Here is a 1205-nt window from a genome sequence, read left to right on the forward strand (position 1 = left end):
GTCGCCGGCGGCGGCCTGCGACAGCGCCGTCACCGAGTACGGCCCGCGCGCGGCGAGCTGCCGGTAGGTCGGTCCTCCTGCTTCGGCCCGCAGCTTGCGCAGTTCGTACGCGAAACGCTGGACCGGGCCCGCGGACGGATCCACGGGCTTCTCCCGCCGCCCCATGGGCGGACCCCCCTCGTTCCCCTGCTCCCCCAGGTCGTCTCCCACGATAAACCGCGCCACCGACGCCGTACCGGGGCCCTCTCGGATTGTTCGGAAGGGCCGAAACGGGGTGCTGAACAACGCTCCGAGCGATCTAATCGGTCAGGACCGAACAAAATGAAGGGACTTCCCATGAGCACATCGGGGGGAGGCCGCCGCACGCGACAGCGCATCGTGTGGGGGGCGTTGACGGCCGTCGCGGGCACCGCGGCCGCCGTCGTCGTGGCCGTGCCGCTCGGCGCGGCGGGCGACGACCAACAGGACGGGGACCCGGGGGTGTCGGCGTCCTCGCCGGCGCCCGGCGCGCTGGGGACGCCGGGCGACGGGGGGCCGGGCACCGCCCCGCTCCCGACGGAGAAGTCCGGCACGGGCAGCGACCCGCTGACGCCGGACGAGGAGCAGCGCGCCGAGGAGCTGGCGCTCGCCGGGGACCGGCCGCTGCGTACGGAGAGCGAGGGGGTCCGCGGGCGCGAAGGCGTACCGCAGCTCGTCAACACCGACCTCGCCGACACCTCGGTGAGCGCCGGCGACGACCGGATCGCCGAGGTGTACTTCTACGACTACGCGCGGGACATGCTCGTCCAGAAGAGCGTCAACCTCACGAGCAACGAGGTCGTGGACACCGTCGAGTCCACCGGCGCCCAGCCGCCGCCGGCCGCGCCGGAGGCGGAGGCCGCCGCCGACCTGCTGGTGGACAGCCCCGTCGGGGCCGGCCTGCGGCAGGACTACAAGGCGGCGACCGGCAAGGAGCTGACCGGCGCGGAGCAGTTGCAGGTCCAGGGGATGACGTATACGGCGCGGCCGGGCGACTCCGGCGGCCTGGAGCAGTGCGGGGAGCACCGCTGCGTGCGGCTCTTCACCCGGGTCGAGGACGGCCCGTGGATCGACACCCGCGACTTCGTCATCGACCTGAGCGAGCGGAAGGTGCACCATGCGTAACGCCATGACCCACGGGCCGGACGCGCCGGAGGCCGGGTCGGACGTACCCGCCGCCCGGCGCG

Annotated in this window: 2 protein-coding genes; one reads left to right on the forward strand and one right to left on the reverse strand. The window is 73.9% G+C overall.

The features are described from left to right. Positions 1 to 165 (reverse strand): XRE family transcriptional regulator (locus H5J30_RS37765; RefSeq protein WP_374101066.1); only part of this gene is annotated, 165 nt, incomplete at its 3' end. A gap of 171 nt (positions 166 to 336) precedes the next feature. On the opposite strand from H5J30_RS37765, the gene H5J30_RS34380 reads away from it, so the two are divergent. Continuing rightward, entirely contained in the window at positions 337 to 1143 is an 807-nt protein-coding gene (locus H5J30_RS34380; protein ID WP_258563681.1) for a hypothetical protein, read from the forward strand. Positions 1144 to 1205 lie beyond the last annotated feature (62 nt).

It is taken from the genome of Streptomyces phytophilus, assembly GCF_013870535.1.
GTDB lineage: Bacteria > Actinomycetota > Actinomycetes > Streptomycetales > Streptomycetaceae > Streptomyces > Streptomyces phytophilus.